Source organism: Paraburkholderia sp. JHI869, from assembly GCF_038900775.1.
In the GTDB taxonomy this organism is placed as follows: domain Bacteria; phylum Pseudomonadota; class Gammaproteobacteria; order Burkholderiales; family Burkholderiaceae; genus Paraburkholderia.
Genome location: NZ_JAYMSC010000007.1, coordinates 243540 through 269570, shown reverse-complemented (window position 1 = coordinate 269570; position 26031 = coordinate 243540). Strand labels below are relative to the sequence as shown.

Sequence of the window (26031 nt, the reverse complement as noted above, 5' to 3'; positions counted from 1 at the left end):
TGTTAGCGAACATCGATCAAGACCACCCTCCGGGTCAGCGTTCGACCTCGGCAATGAGAGGAGATTTCCCATGTCTGCAAACAAGGCGATCGATGCGCCCGGAGACCCGGCGGATGGCGGCAGACGCAGGTGGATCAAGGCCGGCATCAGCGTGGCTACGGTCGTTGCAGGTGCACCGCTCGCCGTGGGAGATTCACAGGCGGCGGCATTGACCGAGTCGCAGCGCAATGCGCTGACTCCCGATCAAATCATCGAAATGATGAAAGCCGGCAACGAGCGGTTTCGCACCGGCAAAATGAAAAAGCAGGATTTTCTCGCGCAGAAGAGGGCGAGCGCTGCCGGCCAGTACCCGGCGGCCATTGTCCTCAGTTGTATCGACTCGCGCGCGCCGGCCGAGATCATTCTGGATATGGGAATCGGCGATACGTTCAACGCACGTATCGCGGGAAACATCGCAAATCAGGACATACTCGGGAGTATGGAGTTTGCGTGTGCCGTTGCGGGCGCAAAAGTGATTCTGGTGATGGGGCATACGGCATGCGGGGCGATAAAAGGGGCGATTGACAATGTCCAGTTGGGAAATTTGACGGGTTTGCTTCAGAAGATCCAGCCTGCGATCGCGGCAACGCAATTTTCTGGAGAGCGAACCAGTAAAAACGATGAGTTTGTCGATGCTGTGGCGCGATCGAACGTTCAGGGCGCGATAGCCGCTATCCGCAGTGGAAGCCAGATTTTGTCCGATCTGGAGAATAAGGGTAACGTAAAGATGGCGGGATCGATGTATGACATCAGGAACGGCAAGCTGACGTTCCTATGAGCATTCGAGGCCGACTCGAGCGCGATTCGCGGCTAATGTGAGGTGCGCGTATTTTTTGATTTCCCGATATCGATAACATACGAGAACGACAATGGTACGCACCTCACTGAAGGTAATAAAGATAGGTGCATGGGTTGTAGTCCTGCTGGTGATACTCGCGTTCGGTCTGCGCGCCTGGTATTCGCAGCGCAGTCCCGATCTCGCTGTCTGGCACACCTACGTGCCGCGCGAAATGACCGTCGAGGAAATGGATGCGGGAGACTGGAACGCCTACATGAAGGCGGAAGCGCGGATTTTCGAGGAAGTTCGCGTCAACGTCGTCGAGAAATTGCAGCCGTCCCAGCGCATTCCAACGAACCGCTACTACGAAGGGGCGCCGATCTACCCGGGACACTTCGCGCAGGACTGGAACCGTTCGTACATTCTCGAACCGCAGGGGCCGCCCGTTGGCGCAGTGGTGCTGTTGCATGGCATGACGGATTCGCCGTTCAGTTTGCGGCACATCGCGCGCCACTATCGCGATCGCGGCTTTGTGGCAATCGGCATTCGCTTGCCGGGGCACGGAACGGTGCCAGCCGGGCTGGCTGACGTCCACTGGCAGGACTGGGCTGCGGCCACCCGGCTCGCCATACGGGAAGCGCGCAGGCGTGTGGGACCGGACAAGCCGCTGGAAGTGGTGGGTTTCTCGAACGGCGGGGCGCTGGCGCTGCAATATGCGCTCGACGCCATCGAAAATCCAGCGCTGACGCGTCCTAGCCGAATCGTGCTGATTTCGCCGATGATCGGCGTAACGCGTTACGCGCGTTTTGCCGGCCTCGCCGGATTGCCCGCGATATTGCCCGTGTTCGCACGCGCCGCATGGCTTGGCGTCATTCCGGAATTCAATCCGTTCAAATACAACTCGTTCCCGGTGAATGGCGCGCGCCAATCGTACCTGCTTACCACCGCGATCCAGGAGCAAATGGCGCGACTCGAGCGTGAGAACCGGCTCAACACGCTGCCGCCCATCCTGACGTTCCAGTCGGTGACCGACTTCACGGTCAGCACGCCGGCCATCATGTCGTCGCTCTACGACAAGCTTCCCGAGAACGGCAGTGAAGTGGTGTTATTCGACGTGAACCGCAGCGTGCGTTTCAGCACTTTCCTGCGCGTCGCTTCCTACACGGCGATTTCGCGGCTGCTGCGTACCGGTCCGCAGAACTATCGGACAACGGTGATTGCCAATGCCTCGTCAGACTCGCCGCATACCGTGGAGCGCAGCATCGATGCGGGTGAAGTGCAGACGAGAATCAAACCACTGGATATCGATTATCCCTCGGAGATTTTTTCGCTATCCCACGTCGCGATTCCGTTCCCGATCACGGACACGCTGTACGGCATTGCACCCGACGATTCCGAAAACTTCAATGAGCATCTCGGCACGCTTGCGCCGCGCGGCGAGCGCGGCACCCTGATTCTGACGCTCGATTCGATGTTCCGCATCGCGTCGAATCCGTTCTTCCCTTATCTGCTGCAACGTATCGACGAACACATGGGCGAGATTCCGCCGCCGAGCGCCGAGTCTCCGCCGCGCACCCATGAAACCGCCGCTGGGCAGCCTGACAATTTCTCCGACGATCTGAATGCACTCGACCAGGTCGGGGCCGATGAGCCTTAGACTCAAGCGCTTCGAAGGATTAGCTACGCGGCGCGCATGAAAACGCGCTTGATGAACATTGAATGCTCATCAAGCGCGATCGGAACCACCGTGCAACAGCGCATCAATTGTTTTGCCCATTCGGGGCGGTCGCGGGTGCGGATTGCTGTCCTGCAGCGGCTGCAGCCGCAACGCGCGCCTGAGCCGCATGCAGGTCGGAAGGATATTTGTTGTCGCGTCCGGTCGGTTTGTAGCCGGCTCGCACGAGCTGGGCCAGTTCCTCGCGAACTTGGGCACGCGTGGGCGATCCATTCGAAGGTTGAGCGAAAGAAAGGGCCGGTACCAACAGGGTGGCCGCAAGCGCGGCCAGTTTAAGTGTCCGGTTCATGGTCTGTGCCTCCAGCCAGGTGTCAGCATTGCGGCCCCGGGATAGGGCGATAGCTGACACTGCTAGCTTGACGCGGCAGACTTAAGGAATAGTTAACGGCGGGCGGGCAATCTGTAAGCTCCGCATAATTAGCGTGACTTACAGACGCCCGACAATGCGCTATCTGCTACCGCCAACCCCTCATTGAGTTTGCATGGCCGGCGCTACCTCGTCGGCCATGGCTGCGAACCGGTGCTTTCTCATAGGCGCGAGAATGAACTTGGCCGACAACCCTGCGACGATCGACACGACGGCCGAACCGATCAGGACATGCTCCCACGAGCCGCCGGCAGCCAGCAACGATGCAATCGGGACGAGCAGCGACGCCGTACCCTTGGCGGTATAGAGCGTGCCTGCGTTCGACGCCGCGTACTTGCTGCCGAACGTATCTGCGCAGATTGCCGGGAAGATCGAAAAGATTTCGCCCCAGCACAGGAATATCAGCGGCGCAAAGATCAGGAATGCGTAAGGATCGTGGCCATATGCATTCATTCCTAGCAATGCCAGCCCCTCGCCAACGAACACGATCAGCATGGTGTTTTCGCGCCCGATCTTGTCGGAGAGGAGGCCGCAAATGGGCCGCGTCAGCCCGTTGAGCAGATTGTCGATCGATAGCGCGAGCGTCAGCAGCGGCAGCGTCGCGCCAAAGAACTGTACGGGGAGCTTCGCAAAGCCGAACGACTTCGCAATCGGACCGAGTTGAGCGGTAGCGATCAGGCCGCCGGCGGCGACGAGCACGAATAGCAGATAAATCATCCAGAAGAGCGGCGTCTTGACCATCTGCCGCGGCGTGTAGTCGACTTTGCTCGTCACGACACGCGCCACCGGCTTGATGCCGGGCCCCGGATTCGGGCGAACCAACGCGATGCTCAGGATGAAGATGGCGACGCCCTGGATCACGCCGAACACGAAGAAAGTTTGCCGATACCCCGAGTTGTGAATCATGTCGGCAATCGGAATGACCGTCAGCGCGGCCCCGGCGCCGAAACCCGCGGCGGTCAGGCCCGCGGCGAGGCCGCGACGGTCGGGGAACCATTTGAGTGCGTTGCCGACGCAGGTGCCATAGACGCAGCCCGCTCCGAGCCCCGCGATCACCGAAGCGGTGTAGAGCATGGGCAAAGTCGTGGCGAACGAATCGAGCACCCAGCTCAGCGCGACGAATGCCGCGCCGCACATGACGACGGGGCGCGGGCCGAAACGGTCGACGAGCCAACCTTCGACCGGTACGAGCCAGGTTTCGACCAGAATGAAGATGGAAAATGCGAGCTGGACCGAGGCACCAGTCCAAAGGTTCTCCGTTTTCATCGGGATCACGAAGAGTGTCCACGCATACTGCAAGTTGGCGACGAGTGCCATGCAGGCAATTCCGATGGAAAGTTGGGTCCACCGGTTTCTGAGGAATGCATTGCCTGCCGGCGAGGCAGCGGATGACATGACGACTTCTCCCACGAATTGAAGTTCGGACTACGGCGCGAGGGGCCGCGCCACGCGCGCGCCATAGCGTATTGCCTGCGATATCAGGACTTCTGCTCGTACACCCCAACCTTGTTGCTTTCGTTGAGATAGACGTAGACGCGATGGGTGGTCGTGTCGACCGTCAGGGTGTGGACCTTGGGCTCGGTATGAATGTGGTCGACGATTTGATTGGAGTCCAGATCGATCACTTCGAGATTGCCGGTCTTGTCGCCGATGAATGCGCGGCGCTTGTCGGTGTCGATCGCGGTCTGGTCAACCGCGCCGGCAACGGCGATGGTCGTGACCAGCTTGCCCGTTGCCGGGTCCACGACGAGCATCTTCTTGTCGCTGGTGCCGAAGATCAGATGATGGGTCTTGCTGTCGTAGACGCCGCCCTTGGCGTCCTCCTTCAAGCCGAAGTCCCACACCGCTTCGATCTCGTGCGTGTTCGGATTGATCACGTCGATCTTGCCGCCGACCGGTTGATACAGGCGGTCGGTGGCAGCCACATACAGCGCGACGTCCGGGCCGTCCTTGTCGTCTTCGGGCTTCAGCTTGAACGTTGCGGTGAGCTTGTACGGCGACTTCGGCTCGAAAACGGCTTCGTTGTTGCTGTCGTCATTCGCGAGCAGAATCGCGCCCGTTTTCGTGTCGACGTTCACGCCGTCGGGGGTTTTGCCGCCACTGTCGACGGCGGCGATGCGGTCGAACGAGTGCTTGTCATAGACAATCAGCTTGCCAGTCGTCGCGTCCGTGACATACGCATGGTCTGCGTCGAAGTCGATGCCGTTGCCGGAGTCGACGCCCGTCAGCGTTTTCTTTATCGCCATGCTGTTCGCGTCGATCACGACGACGTTGTGATTGGGCGACTGGGAGATCCAGACTGCGTGGGTGTCCTTGTCATAGGTGACCCAGTCACCATGACCGCCCTTGGTTCCCGGCAAATCGATCGTCTTGACGAGTTGATATTGCGACGTTTGCGCGTGGGCTGCGAATGAGCACACTCCCATTGCTGCCAGACAAATCGTCAATGCTTTGTGCGTGAGAAAAGCCATGTTGCCTCCATAGGAAATGAATGCGCTTGTAGCTGGTTTTATCGACTGGCTTGAATTCGAGCTCAGAACTTATGCGTGATGCCGACGATCGTCACGACTTGCGAGCGTGTGCTCGAACTCGCCGCAAGATCGCCCACCGTGCCGCCCGCGGCGACGATTTCGGAGCCGTCTTCGCTGAACGTCGTGCCGCTCGCATGGGAATAGGCCACGGCCGCATAGAAGCTCGTGCGCTTGCTCAACGCGTAGGTGGCGTTCACGCCGAAGTTGTTGTACGTCGCTGAAGAAGCACCGCTCGAGTGCGTGTACACGTAGTTGAGCGCGGCAGTCACTTCAGGATTGAACTGGTACTGCAGCGCCGCGCCGCCAACATTGAAGATCTGCGTGCGGTTGAACGCACCGTAATTCATATACGGCTTGTACTGCGCGTTGCTGTAACGGATGTTGCCGGTCAGGTTGCCGATCACGTACTGAGCAGCGACCTGAAAGATCTGCCGCGAACCGAACAACGGTGTCGCGCCGAAAAGCGGCGTCACCGAGTTGTTCTGAACGAGGTCCGCCGCGCCGTTGCCGTTCTGGTCGTTCTTCATGAACAGATAGCCGGTGGCAAGCGTCAGGCCGCCGTTGTTGTACGCGGCGGCGGCGCCATACGCGTGGCCGCCGGTTGCATTGCCGGCAATACCGCCAACGCCATACATCAACTCGTACTGGAAGCCGGCGTAAGTCGGGCTCGCGTATTTGATCGAGCTATTGATCCACGCCGAGTTGTCGTTGTTGTCGGCGTCGCCGGGCGTGGTGAAAACCGGGCCCGCAAAGTTGTCGCCGGTGATCGGCTGGATCAGGTCGACTGTGGGGTCGAACTGGCGTCCCATCGTTACCGTGCCGTACGCATCGTCGGAAAGACCCACGGTGGCCTGGTGGCCGAAAAGACGGCCGTTCGAGAGCGAACCATGCGTGATGTCGAACGAGCTTTCCAGAGTGAAGATCGCGTTCAGACCGCCGCCGAGTTCTTCCTTGCCCTTGAGGCCCCAATACGTGGCGGCGTTGTCGCCGTTTTGCATGGCTACGAGAGAATGACCGCCGGTGTTGTTGTACCAGGCGACGGCTTCGTCGAGCGAACCGTATAAGGTGACGCTGCTCTGTGCATGTGCCGCAACTGCCGTGAAAGCGGTAAGGACTCCGACACAAATAACACCTAACCTGAAATGTCTCACAACCTCTCCTTTCATTAGTAATATTTGGTAGTGCGAAGCTAGAAATGAAGAATCCAGTGCTTAGGGCCGATGCTTGAGGGTGGGGCGGCGGCCTCCAGATCCACGCGGGTCACCATGTCTGGCGGCACATTTGGTGCGCTGCAGTACGTTCTGTCCACCGGGGATGCGAGGCGGGCATCAGCTGTCCCGGGTCGAACTTTGACGGCGCGTCCGGCATTCGGATAATCGAATAATTTTATGTGCACGATAGAAGGTTCGTTATGTCTGAAAGCCGTTTAAATGATCGTAGGCTGCGGGCCAGCTGCCTTGAACCTGTCCATTTCCTGACAAGACCTGCATGGCTGAACGCCGGAAAGCGCCGTGGGAAAGGCTGACGCCCGTTCGCAGTGTCCGCGTCTGCCAACGCACGGCATGGACTTGCGAAAGAAGCGGTAGAAGGAAAACGTAAAGAGAAAGGAGAGGGGCTCGCCGTTCGATTTTCCGGAAGGGAGCAATGGTCAGGGAATTCACTGAGCGCCTACTGTTGCTCAAGAATGTTGTGAGCGAGAGCGTTAACCATCCCTTAAGGTTGGCGGCGTTAGCCTCTCCCACTTTATGCGCAGCCGGTGCGGCGCACGCGGGTTTACTCGCTACACCGAACGAATACGGAAAGTGTGAAAAACGGGGAGCGCCATGCGCATACTGGTAGTGGGAGACGACGCCTCTATAGACGGTGGATTGAAACGCGGGTTGCGCAAGGAGGGATTCGCCGTCGATTGGGCGAATGATGTCGAAACGGCCATGCTTGCGCTGCGAACGACCTCGTACGGTCTGGTGTTGCTCGATATCGGCTCGTCCGGAAACCACGGACTAACCCTGCTCGCAAGATTGCGGCGGCGAAACGATGCGACGCCCGTGATCGTGATGATAGCGCGCGACGCCGGTCCGGACGCAGTCGCCGGCCTCGACTCGGGCGCTGACGACTACCTCGTCAAACCGTTTGCACTCGATGAACTGCTCGCGCGCATGCGCGCTTTGAGTCGCCATCAAACGGGGCGTGTGCAATCGTCACTGCAGGTTGGCGCGCTACGGCTCGATCCTGCGCAACACCGTGTGTGGTTGCGTGACAAGGAGGTATCGGTGACGACGCGAGAGTTCGCGCTGCTTCATGAATTGATGTGCGAACCGGAGATCGTCGTCACGCCCGCGCAGCTCGAAGAACGCCTGTACGGATGGAACGAGGAAATCGAGAGCAACGCCATCCAGGTTCACATCCACAATCTGCGCCGCAAACTGGGAGGGGACGCCATCCTCAACGTGCGCGGCGTGGGGTATCGCATCGGGACACTCGCGTGAGGCAGGCGCGCGGTGATCTGGAAAGCCGGTTGCACATAGCGCAGTGACAACGCCATCTCGGTGGCTGGAGACCCATGTGAGGATGTTACTGGTCCATGAGGACGATTCAATCGCGCTGCAGGTCGTAACGCAAATGCACCTCGCGGGGTACGAGGTCGATTGGGCGAGCAGCGAATATGAAGCAGAACTGAGTTTGCGGTATCGCTGCCACGACATCGTGCTGCTCGATTTCGGCGAGTCTGGCGTGGATGCGTTCGAACTGTTGCGCCGCTATCGCAGGCTTGGCGGGAATGCAGCGGTCGTCGCGCTGTTTCCACGTGGTCTCCTGGCGAGTCCTATGGTCGTCCTGGACGGCGGGGCCGACGATTATCTGATCACGCCTTTCGACCTCGAAGACCTGAGGTCGAGGGTCCGCGTGCTGATGCGGCGGCCGCATCGCGTGCAAGGTCCGGTGGTGCTGGGAAATTTGACGGTGAACCAGCTCGATTATCTGGTACTGCTCGACGACATGCCGGTGACATTGAGGCCGAGCGAATACCGGTTGTTGACTGCACTGGTCAACGAGCCCATGCGAGTCTTCACGCGTACGGAACTGGCGTTGCATCTCTTTGGCCGCACACGCGCGGCTTCGGGCAGCGCTGTCGATGTCGTCGTGCACGGGTTGCGGCGCAAGCTAGGCTCGGAAAAGATCGTGACGATACGAGGCGTTGGCTATCGGATGCGCCAGACCGCGTGACGCAATCCATTCGCTTCACTACGGCCGTAGCCACCGCAGGCCAATCGGCACAGCGAGAACCTTCCTGTACAGCGCGATCAGAACGCGGGTCGCTGCCATGCCCCCGAGTCGCCAGAACGGGCTGCCAACCACACAGGCCAGCCAGGCGACGATGGCCGCGCCGATCATGTCGAATGGCCAGTGCACACCGACGAATATGCGAGCCCAGGCAACGGCGAGATCGACGAACAAGGCAAGCAAGCCGATTCCTCGCCTCCCGCCGTACAGGAACGTGAACGAGATTGCGGAAAGCAGCGTCACATGATCGCTAGGAAACGAAGAATCTGGCGCATGGGCGATGAACGTATGTCCCGTCGCGATAGCGAAAGGGCGAGGGTGATACCAGGCCAAACCGATCAGCTGGTTGATGCCGAGGGCCAGCAAGCCGGCAAAACAGGCGCGCACGGCCAACGCGCGCCGCTCGTCTGCGCCCGTCAGCCACAATGCCACCAGCATGGCCGGGACCAGCAGGATCGCATAGTCCGCGAGCAGCGTGCCCGAAGTGATGAGCCAATGCGGCGTTGCGGGTGTGGCATTGAGTGCGAGAAAAATGGTTCGGTTCAATGTTTCGACTGCATCCATAAGGGCTCTCTGCTTTTATGTGCAAACGATTCTACGCGCGGCGCCCTTAACGAAACCTTAACGGGATGGGGAGGCCGGCGCAGCGCCAGTAACAAAAGGTCCAGATCAGGATGTTCATGCACGGCATGGCCAGTTTTGTCAGTATGTCGGCCTGTTTCATCAATCTGCTCGACGCCTGTTGACGCTAGGATTGGCTGGCGCGCCCTGGTCACTTCCATAAAGGTCGGGACCAGCCTCAGAAGCAGGCTGCGCCAGCGCTTCACAGGCAGCAAACAGATAATTAAGGAATCCATATGAGCAGGGAAGTCGTGGTGGTGGGCGGTGTGCGGACCGCAATCGGCAAGTTCGGCGGGAGCCTGAAAGATGTGCCGCCGACCGAACTCGGTGCACTCGTCGTGCGCGAACTGCTCGCGCGCAGCCACGTCGAAGCAAAGGACGTGGGTCATGTGGTGTTCGGCAATGTGATCGCCACTGAGCCGCGGGACTTTTACCTCTCTCGCGTCGCCGCCATCAACGCCGGCATTCCGGAATCGACGCCTGCGTTCAACGTCAACCGGCTGTGCGGTTCGGGCCTGCAGGCGATCGTCTCCGCCGCGCAGACCATTCTGCTCGGCGACGCCGAAGTGGCGATCGGCGCCGGCGCCGAAAACATGAGCCGCGCGCCGTACATCACCACCGAGGCGCGTTTCGGCGCACGTATGGGCGACGCGCGCCTCATCGACATGATGCTGGGCGCGCTCAATGATCCTTTCCACACGGTGCCGATGGGCGTGACGGCCGAAAACGTCGCGGGCCGTTACGGCATTACGCGCGAGCGACAGGACAACCTGGCGCTCGAGTCGCATCGCCGCGCTGCGCGAGCCATCGCCGAAGGCCGCTTCGCCGGCCAGATCGTGCCGGTCAAGCGCACGGTGAAAGGGCGCGAGACGGTCTTCGACACCGACGAGCATCTGCGCCACGACGCAACGATGGACGACTTCTCGAAGCTCAAGCCCGTCTTCGCGAAAGAGAACGGTACGGTCACGGCGGGCAACGCTTCCGGCATCAACGACGCAGCCGCAGCCGTTCTGTTGATGTCGCGCGAAGCCGCCGAAGCGCGCGGCCTCGCACCGATGGCGAAACTCGTGGCCTACGCGCACGCTGGCGTGGATCCGCTCTATATGGGCATTGGCCCGGTGCCGGCTACGCGTCTCGCGTTGCAGCGCGCGGGACTGTCCGTTGCGGATCTCGACGTGATCGAATCGAACGAGGCCTTTGCCGCCCAGGCATGCGCGGTCACGCAAGAACTGGGGCTCGACCCAGAAAAGGTGAACCCGAATGGTTCGGGCATTTCACTTGGTCATCCCATTGGCGCGACTGGCGCACTGATTGCCGTGAAGGCGCTGCACGAACTCAAGCGCATTGGCGGCCGCTACGCGCTCGTCACGATGTGCATTGGTGGTGGGCAGGGTATCGCCGCCATTTTCGAAAACGTCCAGTAAATTAGGTGCGCCTACGGGCGCGCGATAACAAGCCATGCAAATCGAAACATTGGGAATCGTCGGTGCCGGGACGATGGGCTCCGGCATCGCGCAGGTCGCGGCGCTCGCAGGCCTGCGCGTGATCGTGGTCGACGTCAGCGACGCGGCACTCGACCGGGGTCTCACGGCAGTGAAGGGAAGCCTCGACCGGCTCGTGGCGAAAGACAAGCTGGACGCGGCGGCAAGCGACGCCGCGCTCGCGCGCATCGAAACGTCCACGGACTATCAGCGACTCGGCGCTGCCGGACTGGTTATCGAAGCCGCCACCGAAAACCTCGATCTGAAGCTGCGCATCTTGAAGCAGATCGAAGCGGTCGCGCGTCCCGACGCCATTCTCGCTTCCAATACGTCTTCAATCTCGATCACCACGCTCGGCGCTGCGCTTGCCGATCCGTCGCGCCTCGTCGGCATGCACTTCTTCAACCCGGTGCCGTTGATGCCGCTCGTTGAAATCATCCGAGGCCTCGAAACCGGCAGCGCTGCCGCTGAGGCTGTGCGCGAACTGACGGTGCGGCTCGGCAAGTCGCCGATCAGCGTGCGCAATTCGCCGGGCTTCGTGGTCAACCGCATTCTCGTGCCGATGATCAACGAGGCGTTCTTCCTGTTAGCCGAAGGCGTCGCGCCGGCCGAAGATATCGACACCGGCATGCGTCTCGGCGCAAATCAACCGATTGGGCCGCTGGCGCTGGCCGACCTCGTTGGACTCGACGTGGTGCTTTCGGTCCTGGACGTTTTTTACAAGGACTTCGGCGATTCGAAATACCGCGCGTGCCCGCTGCTTCGTGAACTCGTGGCCGCAGGACGTCTGGGCCGCAAGACCGGGCACGGAGTCTACAGTTACGCCTAAGCGGAGTGTGTAGAGGACTCCGTATCGAACCTATGGGGTCTTCTTCATCTTCCGATTCCCGGCGGGAATGGATTTGCGCCGCGCCGCCGGCGCTTCTGCCGTTTCGTTCTGCTCACGCACGATATCGATGACCCTGCGCGCGGCGGGCGACACATACCCGTCATTGCGATGCACGACCCCGAATTGACGCGTCATCGTCGTGTCGGGATTCGGTAGCTCGACCAGAGCGGGCGTGAACCGGCCCGCTTCGAGGTTGCGGCGAGAAATAAAACTCAGCAGGCCCGTTTCGGCGATCAACCGCGGCACCGCGGCGATCGAGCTCGTCATCACGGCCGCGCGCGGCAACGGCAGCCCGCGCGAGGCGAACGCATGTTCGAGCCACTGGCGCGTCGCCACCGACTGCGCGGGCAACACCCAGCCGTAGCGGGACATGGCTTCGAGCGTCGCGCGCTTGCCCGCAAGCGGATGCGTGGCGCTTGCGGCTACCACGACATGGTCCGCGACGATGGGGATCTGCACCAGCGTTTCGTCGTGACTGCCGAGCGGACCGATCACCACGTCGAGCAACCGCTTGCGCAACGCATCCTGCAACACGTCGTTCATGCCGATCTGCAATTCGACGACGACGGCAGGCGCTTCCTCCTGCAACACGCGGCACACCGTCGGCATGATGAATTCGGCGATGGTGGCCGCCGCGCCAATCTTCACGAGACCCGCCAGCCCAACGCCTAGCGAAGCGATCTCCCGCTGCGTTTCGTCCAGCGTGCGCTCGACGAGGCGCGCACGCTCCTGCAGCAGCCGCCCCGCGTCGGTAAGGCGGATGCCGCGGCCACTGCGCTCGAAGAGCGCCGCGCGATAGTTCTCTTCGAGCCGGTCGATACACTTGGAAAGCGCGGGCTGCGTGATGTGCAGCGCCTGCGACGCGCGCCCGAGGTGCCCCAGTTCAGCGACTTTCGCGAAGTACATCAGGTCGCGTACCTGCAGGTTCATCACCATGGGCGGCCCCGTTGAGTGGACGAATACATAACCATTAGGAATGAAAAGATGAAAAAACGAAAATAGACATTATGAGTCGGGGTGTCAACAATGTCGTGAAGCCTCATGCAGACAGAAGGAGACACCCATGTCCCACCGAATTCTCGTCACGGCGCCGCGTCTCGCGCAGGCCGGACGAAGGGTGCTGGCCGCGGCGCAGTGCGAGGTCGTCTATATCGACGACGCGCAGAACGCCGCCCAGGTCGCCCACATTCTCGCCACGCAACCCATCGACGCCGTGATTTCGCGCACGGTCGATCTTTCCGGCGCGGCCATCGCAAGCTGTCCGTCGCTGCGGGTCATCTGCAAGCACGGCGTGGGCGTGACGAACATCGACGTCGAAGCCGCCACGCGCCACGGCATCCCGGTTTTCACCACGCCCGGGACCAACACGCATTCCGTAGCCGAATTGACGCTAGCGCTCATGCTGGGCGCTGCGCGCAAGGTCAACTTCTACGACAGCGAATTGCGCGCGGGCCGCTGGACGCGCACGGGCGATGGCCGCCAGTTGCACGGCCGCACGCTCGGTCTCATTGGCTACGGCCAGATCGGCCGCAGCGTCGCGGCGATCGCGCACGCACTCGGCATGAGCGTGCGCGCATTCGATCCCGTCGCGGCGCAGGCTGGCGCGCAGCCGTTCGTCACGCTCGAACGCTCCGTGGAGGACCTGCTCGCGCAAGCGGACGTGCTGAGCCTGCATTGCCCGGTCAACGCGCACACGCGCAATCTGCTCGATGCGCAAGCCATCGCGCGGCTGCCCGACGGCGCCATCGTCGTGAACACGGCGCGCGGCGAGCTGATCGACGAAGCCGCGCTCGTCGCGGCGCTCCAAAGCGGCAAGCTCGCCGCCGCGGGCCTCGACACCTTCCGCAACGAACCGCTCGGCGCGGACGATCCGCTGGCCGCGCTGCCGAACGTGGTGCTCACGCCGCATGTGGGCGGCTCGACGCCCGACGCGCTCGACGCCGTCGCCGTGAGCGCCGCCGAAACCTGTTTGCGTTATTTGCGCGGCGAGGCCGTGAACGCCGCAAGCTGCGTGAACCCCGACGCCCTTCACTCCGAAAAAAAGGTCATCGCATGAACATGTCGCAGGATCGGGCCGGCTGGCCCGCAGGCTTCTTCGTCGGTCAACGCGCGTCGCTGCCCACGCCCGCCCAGGTCGAAGCGTTTCGCACCGTGCCGGTCGCGCACGCGGGCGACTGCCTCGGACGCAGCGTCGGCGCGATGGGCCTCACCGCCTATCACCACTCGCTTTCGCTCACGATGTGCGGGCCGGCCCTCACGGTGCGCGTGCGCCCCGGCGACAACATGATGATTCACAAGGCGATCGAACTCGCGCAGCCCGGCGACGTGATCGTCATCGACGGCGGCGGCGACCTGACCCAGGCGCTGATCGGCGGGCTCATGCGCACGTCGGCGCTCGCGAAGAAAATTGGCGGCTTCGTGGTCGACGGCGCGATCCGTGATCTCGCGGAATGGGCCGAGGGCGTGATTCCGGTCTACGCGCGCGGCCACACGTTCCGCGGGCCGAGCAAGGAGGGCCCGGGCGAGGTCAACGTGCCAGTCGCTTGCGCGGGCCTCGTCGTGAATCCCGGCGATCTGGTGATGGGCGATGCCGACGGCGTGATCGCCGTGCCGGTGGATCGGCTCGATGCGCTGCTGCCGCTCGTGCGCGCGCACGCCGACAAGGAAGCGGCGATCCGCGCGAGCAACGCGGCGGGCACGGCCGACCCGGAGCGCTTCAACGCGCTGCTGCGCAAGAAGGGCTGCCCGGTGTAAGCGCCACAGGCCAACGAGCGAACCCTTCGCGCGGCGCACGCCGCCGATGCCGCCCCGGCCGCGGCGGCATCGCCAGCACAACAATCAGGAGACGAGGCCATGCATCCTTATTCAAACACTGCCGACGCGCACGACGTGGCGGGCGCGAATCATGACGGCGCTGCGCTCGCACCGCACGCCGCCCCCCATTCGGCGCTCGCACCCGACGCCCATGCACGCCAGATCTCGGCGCGCCTCGACCGCCTGCCGCCCAGCGCGCCCGTGTGGCTGTTGATCGCCGCGCTCGCGCTGGGGGGCTGGTTCGAGATCTACGACATGTTTCTCACCGCCTACATCGCGCCAGGACTCGTGAAGGCGGGCATCTTCACGAAGACAACGGCGTCGCTGTTCGATCTGGGCGGCCTTGGCGCCTTCGTCGCGGCGCTTTTTCTCGGGCTCTTCATCGGCACGATCGGCGTGGCGTTCGTCGCCGACCGCCTGGGCCGCCGCCGCGTGTTCGTGGGGGCGCTGCTCTGCTACACGTTTGCCGCCGTGGTGATGTCACTGCAAAGCGATCCCGTGTGGGTCGTGTTCTGGCGCGTGGTCGCGGGCATTGGCGTAGGCGCGGAACTCGTGACCATCGACGCGTATGTCTCGGAGTTCGTGCCCGCGCGCCTGCGTGGCCGCGCATTCGCGTTCGTGCAGGCGATCCAGTACACGTCGATTCCGACGATCGCGTTCCTGTCGTGGCAACTGGTGCCCATCGCGCCGTTCGGCCACGACGGGTGGCGCTGGGTCGTGTGGATCGGCTGCTCCGGCGCGGTGTTCGTGTGGCTGATCCGGCTTGGCTTGCCCGAGAGCCCGCGTTGGCTGATCCAGCACGGCCGCATGGACGAAGCCGAGGCAATCGTCACGCGGCTCGAACGGCGCATCGAACGCGCGACGGGCAAGCCCCTGCCGGCTGCGGCGAGCGCACCAGCGACGGCGCATCACGTTGCGCCAGCAACGAGCACGTCCGCGCCGAACGACAGCCCGTGGAGCGACCGTTATCGCCGCCGTACGGTGATGCTTCTCGTGTTCAACTTCTTCCAGTCGATCGGCTACTACGGTTTCGCGAGCTGGGTGCCCACGCTGCTCGCGGAAAAGGGCGTGACGCTCACGCACAGCCTCTGGTATTCGTTTCTCATCGCCATTGCGAGCCCGATCGGGCCGCTGCTCTCCATGCTGATTGCCGACCGTGTGGAGCGCAAGTGGCTGATCGTAGGCTCGGCCGCCGCCATGGCCGTGCTCGGCGTGATTTTCGCGCAGCAGCGCGATCCCGCGCTGCTCGTCGCGATGGGCCTCTTGATGACGCTCGCCGGCAACTGCATGACGTTCTCGTATCGCACTTACCAGGCCGAACTCTTTCCCACCCGCATGCGGGCGCGCGCTATCGGCCTCGTGTATTCGGCGAGCCGCATCAGCGCGATGCTTTCGGGCTTCCTGATCGGCTTCTTTCTGCGGCATATGGGGGTGGCGGGCGTGTTCACACTCATTGCAGGGTCGATGTTCGTAGTCGTCCTGACGATTGGATTCTTCGGTCCGCGCTCACGCGGCCTGAGCCTCGAACAGATCTCTGGATAACGGGTTACGACATGTTCTATCTCGATCAACCACCGCGCCTCATCGAAACGCGCGTGTATTCCTCTATGCCGGAACTCTATCGCCAGAGCGGTGTTGCATCTGCGTGGGCGAACGCGAACAAGGCGGGGCAGAGCGTCGACAGCTTCCTCGAGGGGCCGTCGTTCGACGCGCAGGGGCGCCTATACGTGGTGGATATTCCCTACGGCAGGATCTTTCGTATCGGCAAGGATGGCGACTGGTCGCTGATCGCGCAGTACGACGGCGAGCCGAACGGCCTCAAGTTTCATCCGGACGGCCGCATGCTGATTGCCGACTATCGCAACGGCATCATGCAGCTCGATCCGGAATCGGGTCGCGTGGAACCGCTGCTGGCCTCGCGCAACGGTGAATCGTTCAAGGGCTGCAACGATCTTGCGATTGCCGCCAACGGCGACATCTATTTCACGGACCAGGGGCAAACGGGCCTGCAGGACCCGACGGGCCGCGTGTACCGCTTGAGCGCCGACGGCCGTCTCGACTGCCTGCTTGCGAACGGCGTGAGCCCGAACGGACTCGTGCTCGACCCGTCCGGCCGCGTGCTGTTCGTCGCGATGACGCGCGATAACGCGGTCTGGCGCGTACCGCTGCTAGCGAACGGCGGCACCGCGAAAGTGGGGCGCTTCTGTTCACTCTTTGGCACCAGCGGCCCCGACGGCCTCGCGATGGACGAAGCCGGCAACCTGTATGTCGCGCACGCGTCGCTCGGGCACGTATTCGTGTTTGCGCCCAATGGCGAGTGCATCGCGCGCGTGAAGTCGTGCGCGGGCGAGACCGTGACCAATCTCGCCTTTGGCGGGCCGCGGCGCGAGCAAATCTTCATCACCGAATCGAAGAGCGGCAGCGTACTCGTCGCCGACGTCGGCGTACCGGGCATCGCACTGCCGCGCGTCGCCTGAGCGCCGCCACGCATCACGCGTGGATCACTGCCGATCGACCTCGCACCGGAATCATGTCAGACACGTTCAACCTGCGCGACTATCCGCTCGCCAATCACACCGCGCCGCGCTCCGCAGCGTCGCCGCACATTCCGCGGCGTCTCGCGCGCATGTTGTCGCTCGCCGACTTCGAGGCCATGGCGCGCCGCCATCTGCCGCGGCCGATCTTCGCCTATGTGAGCGGGGGCTGCGAGACCGACCGTTCGCTGCGCGGAAATCGCAGCGCTTTCGAGGATTACGACTGGGTGCCGCGCGTGCTGGTCGATACGTCGCAGCGTACGGTGGAAACGACGCTGTTCGGCCACACCTATGCGGCGCCTTTCGGCATCGCGCCCATGGGCATCAGCGCGCTGACGGCGTACCGCGGCGACCTGATCCAGGCGCAAGCGGCGGCGCTCGCCAACGTGCCGATGATCATGAGCGGGTCGTCGCTTATCCGCATGGAGGAGATCTGCGCGGCCAATCCCCACGCGTGGTTCCAGATGTACGTGCCCGGCGAACCCGACAAGATCTCCGCGCTGCTCGAACGCGTGGCGAACGCGGGCTTTCGCACGCTGGTCCTGACGGCCGACGTGCCCGTGTCGGGTAACCGTGAGAACAATCTGCGCGCTGGGTTCTCAACGCCGCTGCGGCCCACGCTGCGGCTAGCATGGGACGGCGCAACGCACCCGCGCTGGCTGTTCGGCACGGCGTTGCGCACGTTGTGGCGGCACGGCATGCCGCACTTCGAAAACTCGCGCACGGAGCGCGGGGCGCCCATTCTCTCGTCGAACGTGCTGCGCGATTTCGGCGCGCGCGATCATCTGAACTGGGAGCATTTGAAACTGATCCGGCGGCAATGGCCAGGCAAGCTCGTCGTGAAGGGCATCCTGAATCCCGACGATGGCCGCCACGCGCGCGAGCTTGGGGCAGACGGGCTGATCGTCTCGAATCATGGCGGGCGTCAGCTCGACGGATCGATCGCGCCGTTGCGCGCGCTGCCGGCTGTGGTGGCCGCTGTCGACGACGGCTGTCCCGTGATGATCGACAGCGGATTCCGGCGCGGCGGCGACGTGCTCATGGCGCTCGCGCTGGGCGCGCGGGCGGTCTTCATCGGCAGGCCGTTCAACTATGCGGGTGCCGTGGCGGGGCGCTCGGGCATTCTCCACGCGTTCGCGATCGTCGCTGCCGAGATGATGCGCAACATGGCGCTTCTTGGCGTGCGCCGGCCCGATGAACTCGGCGCGGACAGTTTGACTCGACGTGGCGACGGAAAAATGCGAACCTGAACGGCAGGCGGAACCTGTCCCGTGATGCGGCATCATTTCGCATGAAGTCTGGCGGTTCCTTTAACAGCCCCCGATCGCAATCGCAGACCCCATGGAACACATCTACGCAGCCGACGATACAGGTAATCTGATTCTGCTCGAGCACGTCAATCTTCGGGTTCCGGACCAGCTTCTCGCCACCACCTTTTACGTCAGCGGACTCGGGCTCACGCGGGACCCGTTCATGATGACCGGTGTCGGCAATATGTGGATCAATATCGGGCGATCGCAGGTTCATTTGCCGACCGGTGAAGCACAGCTTCTGCGAGGCAGCGTCGGTATCGTCGTCGGCGAACTGGATGCGCTCGTCACGCGACTGCAAGCGGTCGCGCCGCTGCTCAGCGACACACAGTTCGGATGGGCCGAACGCGCTGACTACCTGGAAGTGACCTGTCCGTGGGGGAACCGTTACCACTGCCTCGATCCCCAGCGACGACCGGACTCGGCGCCCTGGTCGAAAATCGATTTGGGCATGGCGTACGTCAAGCTCGATGTACCGGTCGGTAGTGCGTCACAGATCGCCGACTTCTATCGGGATGTTTTCCGCACACCCGTTGAAGTGAAAGAGCAGGACGGGTCGCAGTGCGCGGTGATCGACGTCGGGACGCATCAGCAGTTGCTGTACGCGGAAACGCCGGAGGCGATTCCCGCATACGACGGGCACCACATCGCGATTTACGCCGCGCGCTTTTCCGAGCCGTACGCGCGTCTGGCCGAACACGGCGTGGTTTATGGCGAAGAGCCGCACCAGTTCCGCTTTGCCAACATCGTGAACCCGGCAACCGGCGCGCGTTGCTTCGAACTCGAGCACGAAGTGCGGAGTTTGCATCATCCGCTTTACGCGCGGCCCCTGGTCAACCGCAATCCGCATCAGAGCAACCGTCACTATCAACAGGGCGCCGATTCGCGCAGCGGCACGTTTTGAAGCTGCGCCGCACGAATCGAGTACACGTACGCCTTACGATGCAAGCCTGAACGCGCCGACTGTCGAGCGCAGCCGCGCCGCCTGCTCGTCGAGCGCTGCGGCGGCCGCGGCCGCTTCTTCAACGAGCGCCGCATTTTGCTGGGTGACCTCGTCCATCTGCGAAACGGCTCGATTCACTTCCTCGATGCCCGTGCTTTGCTCGACGGAGGCCGATTCGATCTCGCCCATGATGTCGCTCACGCGCGTGATCGAATGCACGATCTCCTTCATTCTTTCGCCCGCGAGCGCGACCTGGCCGGTGCCTTCGTCCACGCGTCCCACCGACGCACCAATGAGCGCCTTGATATCCTTCGCAGCCGACGCACTGCGCTGCGCGAGCGCGCGGACTTCTCCCGCGACGACCGCGAACCCGCGACCTTCCTCGCCGGCGCGCGCGGCCTCGACGGCCGCATTGAGCGCGAGAATGTTGGTCTGGAACGCAATGCCTTCGATCGTGCCGATGATCTCTTCGATCTTTCTCGACTCTTCGGCGATGCCGCGCATGGTTTGAATGACTTCGTCGACTGCGGAGCCGCCGCGGCCGGTCGCATCCGACGCGCGTGCCGCGAGTTGCCGTGCCTGCCGGGCGTTTTCGGCATTCTGCTTCACCGTGGCGGTCAACTGCTCCATGCTGGCCGCCGTTTCCTCGAGCGACGCCGCCTGTTCTTCCGTACGTTGCGAGAGATCGGTATTGCCGTGCGCGATCTCCGATGCGCCGGTTGCAATCGAGTCGCTCGATTGCTGAATGCCTTGAACGAGTTCACGCAGCTTGCCGCGCATTTCGCTGAGTGCGTGGAGCAGACTCGACCTGTCGCCCGAGCGAAGTTCGATGTGCGCAGCGAGATTGCCCGCTGCGATCTGCGCGGCGAATTCGGCGGCGTCGACAGGCTCGCCGCCCAGCGAGCGGCGAATGCCGCGCATCATCGACCAGGCCATGACGCCGACCATCGCGAAGATGAGCGCGGAGACGGCGAGCATGGTCCGCGCAACGCGCCAGAAAGCGGCGTCGATGTCGTCATAGAAAAACCCCGTGCCGATCCACCATTGCCATGCGGGTATCGCCACGACGCCCTGCAATTTGGGCTCGAGCGGGCTCGTTGGGGTGCGGTGGATCAGCACGTCGACGAGCGCGATATGGTTGACGGCGAGCCCCTGGGCGTAGGCCTGCGTATCGGTGAGATCTCCAGAGGTGGTGCGATTGCCGCCGGACTTCTTGCCAATCAGCTCCGCTACGGGATGGACGAGGTTGATGCTGTCCGAGGTCGTTACCCAGAAATAGCTCTTGTTGTTTGCATTCAACTGCCCGATGGCGGTTTTCGCCGCGGCCTGTGCGTCCGCGCGTGTCATCTTTCCCTGCGATTCCACCGACTGATAGTAAAGGGCGAGGTGCTCGGCCTTCAGCAGCAGATTCTGGATTTGCTCCTGCCGGCCCTCGACGAGTGCCTGTTTCAGTTGCGTCAGCGTGATGGCGGCGATGCAAAGCAAACCGATGAGCGCGGTGCCGACGAGTAGTGCGAGCTTGGTCGAGACTTTCATTTCAGGCGAACGGGGACGGTGTCGAATGGATAAATTAACCAATTGGTTAACGTAATCGGCACCGGATGTCTCGACTTTAATACTCGCTATCCCTGGGTATGCAGGATGTATGGTGTCGCGATTTGTATACTGAATAGTTAAAACGAACCATACGGAAAACCGCGAATCAGAAGCGGTCGATCATCCCCAACTGAATGCCTCGCACGGAAGCACCGGGCCAGGAAGGCGTGAGGCCGGTTACGTTGACGCCTTTCAGCGTGAACTGCGCTTGTCCACGATTGCGAAGCCAACCGGCGCTCGCATAGAGCAGGACCCGCTTCGAAAGATCGTATTCGCAGGCGGCGCTGAACTGGTCGGCATCGTTGTCGCCTCCTGAACGGTCACGCAGCCAGGTGTAGCCTAGCGACGCCCGAAAACGCGCGCTCACGGCATAGCGCGCGGAAGCGGACACGCCATCGTTGTGATATCGCGGCGTGCCGCCATCCCCGTTGAAATACGAAAGAAATCCGGTCACTGGACCGAACGCATAGGAGACGCCTCCCAGGTTCGCGCGTAGTGCGCCGCTGCCGTGGGTTTGCTGGTGCGCGTAAGAAAGGCGCAATGGGCCGTTGTGCCACGAGAAGGTTTCGATGTGGCCGGCGAGTCCGTTGCCGTCGCCATCCGTCGCGTCGCGCAGCGAAGCCATGATGGTGGTGGAAAAGCCGTGCACTTCGGGCGAAAGATACGTGAGCGCATTGCTTGCGTAGGGCGTGATCTTCGAGAGATTGTTCAGGCCCGAGGCGATCGTGCCGGCACCGAATGCATCCAGTTGGCCTTTGAACGGAATGTAGATCGGCGAATATTGGCGGCCCATGCGCAGCGTGCCATAGGGCGTGCCCACACCTATCCATGCCTGGCGGTTGAACAGGGTGTTCGCGACAGCGAAGGTGCCGTCGGCGGAGCTGAAGCCATTTTCAAGGTCGAACAGGATCTTGACGCCGTCGCCGATATCCTCGGCGCCGCGCAAGCCAATGCGCGAACCGCGATACGCACCGGAATCCATGCGGGCGACGTAACCGGCGCCAGGGTTCGTGACTTCGATGCTCGTGTCGATCGAGCCATAAAGCGTCACGGTGCTTTGTGCGTGGGCCGGGGAGGCGAGGGCGACGAGCGAAGTCGCAGCGACTCCGGCGCGCAGCGCGCGGGGTACGAGAAAAGAATGACGCATGGGTAAAGCAGGAAAGCAGGGCGGCGGGCCACGCTGCAATCGCGACAATCGCGGCGTTGCGGATTGCGCGGGAGCGAAAAGCCGGTCGCGCGTGCGACCGGCCGCTAAATGCCCGAAGAAAAGGGGCGCGGCACACCGACAAACGATGTGCTTGCCCCCAGAATTGGTCGAACTCGACGCTTACTTCTGATCGGGCAACGCGTAAGCAATCACATAATCGCCGCGATCCGGCGCCTGGCGCGCGCCGCCCGCCGAGATGACGATGTACTGCTTGCCGTCGACGGTGTAGCTCATCGGCGTACCCTGGCTGCCCACGGGCAGCCGTGCCTTCCACACTTCCTTGCCCGTCGAGCTGTCGAACGCGCGCAGGTAGTAGTCCTGCGTCGCGGCGAAGAAGACGAGGCCGCCGCCCGTCGTGAGCGAGCCGCCGATGGTCGGCATGCCGATGGGCGAGGGCATATGCATCTGCACGCCGTAGAGGCGCGTGTCCTTCACCGTGCCAAGCGGCACTTGCCATGCGATGCTGCGCGTCTTCAGGTCGACGGCCGTGAGGCTGCCGAACGGCGGCTTCTGGCACGGAATGCCGAGCGGCGAGAAGAAGCGGTCCTTGAGCACCGAGTACGGCGTGCCGCCGAGCGGCACCGCGCCCATGCCCGCGTTCACGGCTTCGTTGCCGTCCGACGCGCCGCTGCGGTTCTTCGCCTTCTCGAGATGGACCCAGAGACCGAGGCGCATGTCGTTCACATAGATCATGTCCGAGTTCGGGTCGTACGAGAGACCGCCCCAGTTCATGCCGCCGAGCGAGCCCGGGAAGCTGAGCGAGCGGTCGGTGTCCGGCGCGGTGAAGAGGCCGTCATAGCGCATGCCGCGGAAGATCACGCGGCACATCAGCTGGTCGATCGGCGTGACGCCCCACATGTCCGAATCCTTGAGCACTTCGGCGCCGATCTGCGGCATGCCCACGGAGAGCGGCTGCGTCTTCGCGTACGGCTCGTTGGGAATCGTGGCGGGCTTGACCGGATGCTCGATGACCTTCGTGAGCGGTTTGCCCGTCAGGCGGTCGAGCACGAAGAGCTGGCCCATCTTGGTGCCGACGATCAGAGCTGGCACGCGCTTGCCGTCCGGCATCGGGAAGTCGATCAGCGTCGGCTGCATCGGCACGTCGTAATCCCAGAGATCGTGGTGAACGGTCTGGAAGTGCCACTTTTCGGCACCCGTGGTGGCGTCGAGCGCGAGAATCGACGCGCCATACTTCTCGTCGAGCGCCGTGCGCTTCACGCCCCACAGGTCGATTGCCGCGTTGCCCACCGGCATGTAAATGGTGTTCGACGTCGCGTCATAGGTCATCGGCGCCCACACGTTCGGCGTGGAACGCGTGAAGAGCTTGCCCTGCGCAGGCTGGGCGTGGTCGTCCGGATTGCCCGGATCGAATGCCCACTTCATCTTGCCGGTCATCACGTCGAAGCCGCGGATCACGCCGCCCGGCATGTCGAGCGAGACGTTGTCGGCGACCCGGCCGCCCGTGACCACGGTCGTGCCGGCGACCGTCGGCGCGGAGGTGAGCTGGTACAGCGGGCTCTTCGCGTTGCCGAGGCCTGCCTTCAGGTCGATGATGCCGTGGTCGCCGAAATCGTCGCAGAGCTTGCCGGTGTCGGCGTCGAGTGCGACGAGCTTCGCATCGATCGTGTTCATGAAGATGCGACGGCGGCAGGCGGCTGGATCGCTTGAAGCCGTAATCGGCGAAACCGGCGTCGAACCCACGGCGGTGGGCTGCACGAGCGGTTTGGTCGCGTCGAAGTAGGCGAGGCCGCGGCAGCGCACCCAGACCGTGGTTTGGGTCGGGAAGGCATGACGCCACTTTTCCGTACCTGTGGCGGCGTCGACGGCGATCACGGTGTTGTGCGGCGAGCACAGGAACAGCGTCTTGCCGACCTGCAGCGGCGTTTCCTGGTCTTCGGAGCCTCCGCCATCGGGGCTCATCGGCGTGTCGCCGGTATGGAAGGTCCACGCGACCTGGAGGTTCTTCACGTTGTCGCGGTTGATTTGCGTGTAGCCCGCGAAGCGGTCGCCGCCCGCCGAGTGGCCGTAGGCGGTCCAGTCTTCGGTGCCCGCGTTGCTGGCCGTGGGCGTGGGCATTTCAGCGCCGAACTTCCCGTGCGGCACGAACATGCCGTAGCCGAACGCGGCGTTGCAGACGAGCAGCACGGCGGCGAGGCCCCATGCCGCGCCGCGCGCGGGTGTCTTGCCTTCGCCCCGGCGCAGCACGGGCCAGACTGGCGCGAGCAGCATGCCGATCATCGAGAACATGAAGATGCGCGTGTTCAGCGGCCAGAAGTCGAAGCCGACTTCCCACACGGCCCACAGCGCCGTGGCGATCAGCATGACGAGGTAGATGACGAGCGCACTGGAACGGCGCCGTGCGAGCTGCGCGCCGGTTGCGCAGAGCGCAAAGCCCGCCAGGAGGTAATACCAGCTGCCGCCGCGCGCGACGAGCATGCCGCCGCCGATGGCGAAGAAAAGCCCCAGAAGCAGGCCGATCAGACCTGCCAGGGTAAAGCCAATCCGGGCCGCAGCGCAGAGGGGTTCTGTGTTCGATTGCTTGGACATGCCTGTTTTTCGTTTTTGCCCCCGGGTCTTGCAGCCCGGTAAGGTGTCAAAATTAACCAGATAGTACATTTTACGAGTAAATCGGCGAGTGCGCCCGCGAACTTGCATCGGGGCCGGGCGAAGGGCGCTACGCCGTCGCTCGGTGCAAACCCGGAAAGTGCGCGTTTATCGCACGCGTGTGTGCGCTTATCGTGCGTCAGCGCCATTCGAAATATTGCTGTCTGAGCGGCGTGCGCCTATTCTTGGGCGACGAATCGGTGGGGCTGTTTGTGTTCGGGGTTTGCCGCGACGCACACAGCCTGACGTCTGTACTTTGAAGAAGGTGTCGCGATGAGTTCGACCTTGAAGCAGCCCTGCATCATCTCTGTCGCCATTACGGGTTCCGTACCGCGCAAGAAGGACAATCCGGCCGTGCCGATCTCGGTGCCCGAGCAGATCGAAAGTACGCACGAGGCCTACGAAGCGGGCGCGACACTCGTGCACCTGCATGTGCGCGACGAAGAGGAGCGTTCCAGTTCCGATCGCAGCCGCTTCGCAGCGCTTCAGGAAGGCATCCGCAAACACTGCCCGGACATCGTCATCCAGTTCTCGACTGGCGGGCGTGGGCGGTCGTTCGAGCAGCGCGGCGCGATGCTCGATTTGCGGCCTGATATGGCATCGCTCGCAACCGGCTCGGTGAACTTCCCGACCATCGTCTACGAAAATCCGCCGGATTTCGTGCGCTCGCTTGCACAGACGATGCTCGACCTCGACGTGAAGCCCGAAATCGAAATCTTCGATCTGGCGATGCTCTACAGCACCGTGGATCTCGTTCAGCAAGGTCTGCTGAAAGAACCCGTCCACGTGCAGTTCGTGTTTGGCGTGAAGAACGCATTGCCAGCGCGACGCGAGATTCTCGAATTCGAAGTGGCGCAACTGAACAAGCTGCTGCCCACAGCGACCTGGACTGCGGCCGGTATTGGCCGTCATCAGCTGGAAGTCAACCGCTGGACGCTCGAAATGGGCGGCCACTGTCGCACGGGTCTGGAAGACAACGTGCGCTGGGATAAGGACACGCTTGCGAAGAGCAATGCTCAGCTGGTCGAACGGGTGGCCTCGCTGTGTGGCGAATTTGGCCGGCCGGTCGCGACAGCAAAACAGGCTCGCGAAATTCTGGCGCTCAAACCCGTGGCGTAAGCAGGCGGCTGGAGGCGTTGAAGGTCGTCGTCGAGATGTGATGCGTTTGATGTTTGCGAACATAATACAAATTGCGATAATTTGCATTATGTTAAATGAAGCGGCAACGAGCGAGCGAACCCACTCGCTCGCCGCGTAATCCCAAAGCCCTTGCGGCTGTTGGCATAGGCCACGCCAGGCAGGC

At 62.7% G+C, this 26031-nt stretch carries 22 protein-coding genes; 13 read left to right on the top strand and 9 right to left on the bottom strand.

Annotation, left to right across the window (positions count from 1 at the left end):
• Positions 1-70 precede the first annotated feature (70 nt).
• A complete protein-coding gene (locus VSR72_RS15435; protein ID WP_342953203.1) occupies positions 71-817 on the top strand; it encodes a carbonic anhydrase family protein in 747 nt (248 codons plus the stop codon).
• Between the two features lie 91 nt (positions 818-908).
• Positions 909-2474 carry an alpha/beta hydrolase gene (locus VSR72_RS15430; RefSeq protein ID WP_342953202.1) on the top strand — a complete coding sequence of 522 codons (1566 nt, stop codon included), beginning with the start codon at positions 909-911 and terminating at the stop codon, positions 2472-2474.
• A 103-nt stretch (positions 2475-2577) separates the two neighbouring features.
• Here VSR72_RS15430 and VSR72_RS15425 read toward each other — a convergent pair whose 3' ends face one another.
• From VSR72_RS15425 to VSR72_RS15410, 4 genes are all read right to left on the bottom strand, one after another.
• Positions 2578-2841: a DUF4148 domain-containing protein gene (locus tag VSR72_RS15425; RefSeq protein WP_342953201.1), complete on the bottom strand. Its 264-nt coding sequence runs from the start codon at positions 2839-2841 to the stop codon at positions 2578-2580.
• Between the two features lie 180 nt (positions 2842-3021).
• Positions 3022-4314, bottom strand: a complete 1293-nt coding sequence (gene oxlT / locus VSR72_RS15420) for an oxalate/formate MFS antiporter (protein ID WP_342953200.1) — start codon at positions 4312-4314, stop codon at positions 3022-3024.
• An 83-nt stretch (positions 4315-4397) separates the two neighbouring features.
• The gene (locus VSR72_RS15415) at positions 4398-5390 is read right to left on the bottom strand and encodes a hypothetical protein (protein ID WP_342953199.1); all 993 of its coding nucleotides are present in this window, start codon (positions 5388-5390) and stop codon (positions 4398-4400) included.
• Between the two features lie 62 nt (positions 5391-5452).
• Entirely contained in the window at positions 5453-6601 is a 1149-nt protein-coding gene (locus tag VSR72_RS15410; RefSeq protein WP_342953198.1) for a porin, read from the bottom strand.
• 672 nt (positions 6602-7273) lie between these two features.
• Between VSR72_RS15410 and VSR72_RS15405 the strand changes: the two genes are divergently transcribed.
• Both VSR72_RS15405 and VSR72_RS15400 read left to right on the top strand, forming a co-directional pair.
• Positions 7274-7936 (top strand): response regulator, encoded by a 663-nt coding sequence (locus tag VSR72_RS15405; protein ID WP_342953197.1) that lies wholly within the window; start codon positions 7274-7276, stop codon positions 7934-7936.
• Between the two features lie 82 nt (positions 7937-8018).
• Positions 8019-8672 carry a response regulator transcription factor gene (locus VSR72_RS15400; protein WP_342953196.1) on the top strand — a complete coding sequence of 218 codons (654 nt, stop codon included), beginning with the start codon at positions 8019-8021 and terminating at the stop codon, positions 8670-8672.
• Between the two features lie 18 nt (positions 8673-8690).
• Here VSR72_RS15400 and VSR72_RS15395 read toward each other — a convergent pair whose 3' ends face one another.
• Positions 8691-9293: a phosphatase PAP2 family protein gene (locus VSR72_RS15395; protein WP_342953195.1), complete on the bottom strand. Its 603-nt coding sequence runs from the start codon at positions 9291-9293 to the stop codon at positions 8691-8693.
• Between the two features lie 293 nt (positions 9294-9586).
• On the opposite strand from VSR72_RS15395, the gene bktB reads away from it, so the two are divergent.
• Together bktB and VSR72_RS15385 are read left to right on the top strand one after the other, a co-directional pair.
• Positions 9587-10774 (top strand): beta-ketothiolase BktB, encoded by a 1188-nt coding sequence (bktB, locus tag VSR72_RS15390; RefSeq protein WP_342953194.1) that lies wholly within the window; start codon positions 9587-9589, stop codon positions 10772-10774.
• Between the two features lie 34 nt (positions 10775-10808).
• Positions 10809-11660, top strand: coding sequence for a 3-hydroxybutyryl-CoA dehydrogenase (locus VSR72_RS15385; RefSeq protein WP_342953193.1), 852 nt, complete (start codon positions 10809-10811; stop codon positions 11658-11660).
• 30 nt (positions 11661-11690) lie between these two features.
• Here VSR72_RS15385 and VSR72_RS15380 read toward each other — a convergent pair whose 3' ends face one another.
• Positions 11691-12656, bottom strand: coding sequence for a LysR substrate-binding domain-containing protein (locus VSR72_RS15380; protein ID WP_342953192.1), 966 nt, complete (start codon positions 12654-12656; stop codon positions 11691-11693).
• A gap of 127 nt (positions 12657-12783) precedes the next feature.
• Between VSR72_RS15380 and VSR72_RS15375 the strand changes: the two genes are divergently transcribed.
• The 6 genes from VSR72_RS15375 (at position 12784) to VSR72_RS15350 (ending at position 19282) form a co-directional block, all read left to right on the top strand.
• Positions 12784-13776: a hydroxyacid dehydrogenase gene (locus tag VSR72_RS15375; RefSeq protein WP_342953191.1), complete on the top strand. Its 993-nt coding sequence runs from the start codon at positions 12784-12786 to the stop codon at positions 13774-13776.
• The gene (locus VSR72_RS15370; RefSeq protein WP_342953190.1) at positions 13773-14474 is read left to right on the top strand and encodes an RraA family protein; all 702 of its coding nucleotides are present in this window, start codon (positions 13773-13775) and stop codon (positions 14472-14474) included. The genes VSR72_RS15375 and VSR72_RS15370 overlap by 4 nt, the downstream gene beginning before the upstream one ends.
• Positions 14475-14573: 99 nt before the next feature.
• On the top strand, positions 14574-16076 hold the full coding sequence (locus tag VSR72_RS15365; RefSeq protein ID WP_342953189.1) for an MFS transporter: 1503 nt from the start codon (positions 14574-14576) through the stop codon (positions 16074-16076).
• An 11-nt stretch (positions 16077-16087) separates the two neighbouring features.
• Positions 16088-17011, top strand: coding sequence for an SMP-30/gluconolactonase/LRE family protein (locus VSR72_RS15360; RefSeq protein ID WP_342953188.1), 924 nt, complete (start codon positions 16088-16090; stop codon positions 17009-17011).
• 149 nt (positions 17012-17160) lie between these two features.
• Positions 17161-18318, top strand: coding sequence for an alpha-hydroxy acid oxidase (locus VSR72_RS15355; RefSeq protein ID WP_342953238.1), 1158 nt, complete (start codon positions 17161-17163; stop codon positions 18316-18318).
• 91 nt (positions 18319-18409) lie between these two features.
• Positions 18410-19282, top strand: coding sequence for a glyoxalase/bleomycin resistance/dioxygenase family protein (locus VSR72_RS15350; RefSeq protein WP_342953187.1), 873 nt, complete (start codon positions 18410-18412; stop codon positions 19280-19282).
• A gap of 33 nt (positions 19283-19315) precedes the next feature.
• On the opposite strand, the gene VSR72_RS15345 is transcribed toward VSR72_RS15350, so the two are convergent.
• From VSR72_RS15345 to VSR72_RS15335, 3 genes are all read right to left on the bottom strand, one after another.
• Entirely contained in the window at positions 19316-20857 is a 1542-nt protein-coding gene (locus VSR72_RS15345) for a methyl-accepting chemotaxis protein (RefSeq protein ID WP_342953186.1), read from the bottom strand.
• Positions 20858-21023: 166 nt separating this feature from the next.
• Complete coding sequence (locus tag VSR72_RS15340; protein ID WP_342953185.1) at positions 21024-22064, bottom strand: porin; 1041 nt, start codon at positions 22062-22064, stop codon at positions 21024-21026.
• Between the two features lie 180 nt (positions 22065-22244).
• Complete coding sequence (locus tag VSR72_RS15335) at positions 22245-24671, bottom strand: membrane-bound PQQ-dependent dehydrogenase, glucose/quinate/shikimate family (protein WP_342953184.1); 2427 nt, start codon at positions 24669-24671, stop codon at positions 22245-22247.
• Between the two features lie 330 nt (positions 24672-25001).
• Between VSR72_RS15335 and VSR72_RS15330 the strand changes: the two genes are divergently transcribed.
• On the top strand, positions 25002-25847 hold the full coding sequence (locus tag VSR72_RS15330; RefSeq protein WP_342953183.1) for a 3-keto-5-aminohexanoate cleavage protein: 846 nt from the start codon (positions 25002-25004) through the stop codon (positions 25845-25847).
• Positions 25848-26031 lie beyond the last annotated feature (184 nt).